This window comes from Nocardiopsis sp. TNDT3 (genome assembly GCF_003427465.1).
Taxonomy (GTDB): domain Bacteria; phylum Actinomycetota; class Actinomycetes; order Streptosporangiales; family Streptosporangiaceae; genus Nocardiopsis; species Nocardiopsis dassonvillei.
Genome location: NZ_QPFC01000511.1, coordinates 1 through 4,555, shown reverse-complemented (window position 1 = coordinate 4,555; position 4,555 = coordinate 1). Strand labels below are relative to the sequence as shown.

General features: G+C 73.7%; 4 protein-coding genes and 1 pseudogene. All 5 read left to right on the top strand.

Going from position 1 to position 4,555, the window contains the following annotated elements; genetic code table 11:
• Nucleotides 1-918, top strand: a pseudogene (locus DQW06_RS13355) (FAD-binding oxidoreductase); the annotation flags it as partial.
• Between the two features lie 32 nt (nucleotides 919-950).
• A complete protein-coding gene (locus DQW06_RS13350) occupies nucleotides 951-2,165 on the top strand; it encodes an acyl-CoA dehydrogenase family protein (RefSeq protein ID WP_013152231.1) in 1,215 nt (404 codons plus the stop codon).
• Between the two features lie 47 nt (nucleotides 2,166-2,212).
• On the top strand, nucleotides 2,213-3,199 hold the full coding sequence (locus tag DQW06_RS13345) for a methionyl-tRNA formyltransferase (protein ID WP_117198558.1): 987 nt from the start codon (nucleotides 2,213-2,215) through the stop codon (nucleotides 3,197-3,199).
• A complete protein-coding gene (locus tag DQW06_RS13340; RefSeq protein WP_013152229.1) occupies nucleotides 3,196-3,774 on the top strand; it encodes a quercetin 2,3-dioxygenase in 579 nt (192 codons plus the stop codon). The genes DQW06_RS13345 and DQW06_RS13340 overlap by 4 nt, the downstream gene beginning before the upstream one ends.
• Nucleotides 3,771-4,523 carry an SDR family NAD(P)-dependent oxidoreductase gene (locus DQW06_RS13335; RefSeq protein WP_117198557.1) on the top strand — a complete coding sequence of 251 codons (753 nt, stop codon included), beginning with the start codon at nucleotides 3,771-3,773 and terminating at the stop codon, nucleotides 4,521-4,523. Before DQW06_RS13340 ends, DQW06_RS13335 begins: the two co-directional genes overlap by 4 nt.
• Nucleotides 4,524-4,555: the final 32 nt, after the last annotated feature.

Sequence of the window (4,555 nt, the reverse complement as noted above, 5' to 3'; positions counted from 1 at the left end):
GTGGGCTGGTGGCCCGGCGAGGGGGGCGGCGCGCCCAACCCCCACGGGCTCGGACCCTCCCCGCTGCACCTGTTCACCCAGTCCGACCTCGGCGTCGCCGTCGCGGGGGTGGTGCGCCTCCCCGTGCGCCCCGAGGTCCAGCGGGTACTGCGTCTGACCTTCGGGCCCGCCGACCTCGGCGCGGCGGTGGACGTCTTCCGCCGCTGGCAGGGCCAGGGCCTCTTCCAGGGGGTCCTCAAGGTCTACGACACCACCTCCGCCTCCTCCTACGGCACCGCCGCCTCCCCCGGATACCTGGCGCACCTGAGCGTCGGAGGCACCGCCGAGTCCGTGGAGGCCCTGCTCGCGGTCCTGGCCGCCGAGGCCGGGGCCGCCAAGCTGTTCACCTCCGTGCTGCGCTCCGACCAGGACCCGCCCGAGCCCTCCGACGTGGTCTCGCGCGTGGTCGAGGCCGGGTACGCGGGCGACGTCTCCCACCACGAGGAGATGCTGCGCTCGGCCGTGGGCCGGAGCGCGGCGGACGTGGACACCCGGGGCGGCGGCTGGATCTTCTTCCTGCCGCTGGTCCCCTACACCGGCCGGGACGTGACCGCCGCGCTCGCGCTGCTCGACTGGGTGCACACGCGCACCGGGCTGCGCCCGGGAGCCACCGTCAACGCCCTGGACCCCGACGTGGTGGACCTGGTGGTCTCGCTGCGCTTCGACCGGTCCGACCCGGACGAGACCGAGCGCGCCCACCTCGGGCTGGACCTGCTCCACGAGTCCTTCGCGTCCGCGGGATACCTGCCCTACCGGCTCGACGTGGACCACGCGTCCCGGACCGACTTCCTCGGCGACCCCGCCTCCCGTGCCCTGATCCGCACGATCCGCACCGTCCTGGACCCGCGCGACGTGATCGCGCGCGGCCGCTACTCCTGACCGACGATGACCACGGAGAGGAACACCCCCTGATGAGCACGTCCCTGGCCACGGGCACGGCCCCCACCGCCACCGCCGACACAACCGTTCCCAACAGCTTCGAGGAGATCCACGCCGCGGTCGTGGCCCTCCAGCCCCTGTTCAGGGAGCACTCCGCCCGCATCGAGGAGCACCGCAGGCTTCCCGCCGACGTCGTGGAGCTGCTGCGCGGCGCCGGCGTCTTCCGCGCCGCGGCGCCCGCCTCCTGGGGCGGCCCCGGCCTGACCTCGGTCGAGCAGGCCCGCGTGGTCGAGGCCGCGGCCTACGGGGACGTCTCCGTGGGCTGGTGCGCCATGATCGGCATGGACTCGGGCATCTACTCGGGCTTCATCGACCAGGACACGGCCCGGCGGGTCTACCCGTCCCTGGACCTGGCCCAGTCCGGCTGGATCTTCCCGCAGGGCAACGCGCGCCGGGTCGAGGGCGGCTACCTCGTCTCGGGCCGGTGGCGGTTCGGCTCGGGGATCACCCACTGCGACGTGCTCGCCGCCGGGTGCACCGTGCGCGACGACGAGGGCGAGCCCGTCATCGACCCCCGCACCGGCAAGCCCGAGTGGCGGATCGCGCTGGCCTCGCCCGACGAGTACGAGATCGTCGACACCTGGCACACCACGGGCCTGGCCGGCTCGGGGTCGCTGGACTACACGGTCGAGGAGCTGTTCGTGCCCGAGGAACGCACCTTCGCCTTCAACCGTCCGGTGCGCACCGGACCGCTGCACGACGCCCCCGACGCGATCCTGCGCAAGATGTCCGGCGTACCACTGGGCCTGGCCCGTGCCGCCCTGGACCACGTGCGCGGCCTGGCGCCGGGCCGCGTCGACCGCGAGACCGGCCTCCCCTGGCCCGCGGACCACCGCGTGCAGCAGGCCGTGGCCCAGATGGAGATGGAGCTGACCGCCGCCCGCGCGTCCGTGTACTCCACCCTGGAACGCCAGTGGGAGGCCCTGGAGCTGGGAAGCGAGCGCGACGTCGACGCCCGCGCGGAGACCGCGCTGGCCCGATACCACGCCTTCCGCACGGCGCGCTCGATCGTGCACCGGCTGTTCGACCTGGTGGGCGGCGCGTCGGTCTACCGCGACCGGTCCCCGATGGACCGCTGGCTGCGCGACGCCAACACCATGTGCCAGCACGCCGTGGCCCAGGACTCCATCCTCCAGCTCACCGGGAACATCCTGCTGGGCGGCGAGTCGACCTCGCCCTTCCTGTGAGACCCCGCCCCGCGCCACGGACCATCCCCCACGCACAAGGAGCAGTGATGCCCGAGACCGCACGCGTCGTCCTCTTATCCGAGGTCAACTCCAAACTCGGTTCCCCCTTCCTCGACATGCTCCACCACCACCCCCTGATCGACCTCGCCGCCGTCGTGACCAGTCCCCCGGGCAAGGTGTGCGACTACTTCGTCAGCGACGACCAGCAGGTGGACCTGGAGGGCCGGGCCGAGCGCCTCGGCGTCCCGGTCCTGCGCCCCAGGAGCGTGAACTCCCCCGACACGGTGGAGGCGCTGCGGGCGATGGCCCCCGACTACCTGATCGTGGGCAACTTCCAGCAGGTGCTCAAGGCCGACCTGCTGTCGGTCCCCCGCGTCACCTCGGTCAACTTCCACCCCAGCCCGCTGCCCCGCTACGCCGGTCTGGCGCCCTTCTACTGGATGGTGCGCAACGGCGAGACCGAGGGCGCGGTGACCGCGATCGAGATGGCCGAGGGACTGGACACCGGGGCCATCCTCGCCCAGCACGCCACCCCGCTGACCGGCCGGGAGACCGCCCTGGAGCTGCGCACCATCCAGGAGCGGGCCAACGTCCTGATGCTGCTCGACCTGATCCCGAGCCTGGCCCGGCGGACGCTGACCCGCGTACCGCAGGACCCCTCGGAGCGGACCTACTTCACCCGGCCGGACGCCGACCAGTACCGGCTGGACTTCACCTACACCGCGCACAAGGTCTCCTGCCACGTACGCGCCGGCTACCGGCACCCGGGCGCGTTCGCCCAGACCCCCGAGGGCGAGACGGTCACCATCCTCTCCGTCACCGGCGGCGGCCCCGTCCCGGACGGGCCTCCGGTGCCCGGCCTGGTGCGCACCTCCCCCGAGGGGGTGTTCGTGGGCTGCCGGGACGCCTGGCTGCGCGTGCTCACCATCGACCAGGACGGGCAGGAGACGCCCGCCCAGGCCGGAAGGGTGCTCAGCGACGGGCGGGTGCTGTCCGCCTCCGCAGCCCCGGAGCGCAAGGGGGCCCCGGTATGAGCGTGCCCGAGGAACTGCTCACCACGCCCGCGCCCGAGCCGGGGGTCGTGTTCCGCGCCCGCGGCGAGGGCACGACCGTGTGGCTCAACGGCGACGTGTACACGGTCAAGGCCTCGGGGGACGAGTCGCGGGGCGCGATGACGCTCATCGAGGCGTCCGTCCCGCCGGGGGGCGGGCCGCCGCTGCACACGCACGACGTCGAGGACGAGGCGTTCTACGTCCTGGACGGGGAGCTGGAGATCTACGCCGGTGAGCGCACCTTCCGTGCCCGGGCCGGGGACTACGTGTTCATCCCGCACGGGACCGTCCACGGGTTCCGCAACACCGGCACGCACCCGGCTCGCCAGCTGCTGATCTTCACCCCCGGGGGCTACGAGCGCTTCTTCCTGGAGGCGGGCTCCCCGGTCGTGGCCGCGCGCCCGGCGCCGCCCCGCGACCCGGCCGACGACGGCAGGATCAACGACGTCGGCGAGAAGTACGGGTCCATCCAGATCCAGTTCACACGGGGGGAGGCCGCCGACACGCGCGCCGACCTCACCCACCACACCGGCACGGAGCGGGAGAGCAGGGTATGAGCGGCGTCCTCGATGGCAGGCGGGCACTGGTGACCGGCGGAGGCCGCGGGATCGGGGCGGCCATCGCCCTGCGTCTGGCCCGCGACGGGGCGGCGGTGGCGATCAGCTACCACTCCGACGCCGAGTCGGCCGCGGCCACCGCCGCGGCCATCGCCGAGCGGACCGGCGGCAAGGCGGTGATCGTGCAGGCCGACACGGGCGACGCCCGGGACGCGGAGCGGGTCGTGGACGAGGCCGCCGAACTGCTGGGCGGCCTGGACATCCTGGTCAACAACGCGGGGATACTGGACCCCTCCTCCGCCGTGATCGACGACCTGGACCCGGCGGTCGCCGGTCGCGTGCTCGACGTCAACGTGCGCGGCCCCCTGCTGGCCTCCCGCACGGCGGCGCGCCACCTGGGCGAGGGCGGCCGGATCGTCAACCTCGGCTCCTGTGTGGGCGAGCGCGTCCCGGGCGCCGGATACACGGTCTACGCCACCTCCAAGGCCGCGATCACCGGTATGACCAAGGCGCTGGCCCGTGACCTCGGGCCGCGCGGGATCACGGTGAACGAGGTGGCCCCGGGCGCCACCGACACCGACATGAACCCGCAGGACGGACCCAACTCCGCGCCCCAGAAGGAGGCGTCGCCGCTGGGCAGGTTCGCGACGCCGGAGGAGGTCGCCGACGCGGTCGCCTACCTGGTCTCCCCGTCCGCGGGGTTCACCACGGGCGCCCGGCTGGGTGTGGACGGTGGTCGCAACGCCTGACCGGGCGCGGGCCGCCGGGACCGCCGGCGGCC

Excerpts from the sequence above, each read along its gene's own strand:
- DQW06_RS13340 (WP_013152229.1), top strand. The coding sequence starts at position 3,196 with ATGAGCGTGCCCGAGGAACTGCTCACCACGCCCGCGCCCGAGCCGGGG.
- DQW06_RS13350 (WP_013152231.1), top strand. The coding sequence starts at position 951 with ATGAGCACGTCCCTGGCCACGGGCACGGCCCCCACCGCCACCGCCGAC.
- DQW06_RS13335 (WP_117198557.1), top strand. The coding sequence starts at position 3,771 with ATGAGCGGCGTCCTCGATGGCAGGCGGGCACTGGTGACCGGCGGAGGC.
- DQW06_RS13345 (WP_117198558.1), top strand. The coding sequence starts at position 2,213 with ATGCCCGAGACCGCACGCGTCGTCCTCTTATCCGAGGTCAACTCCAAA.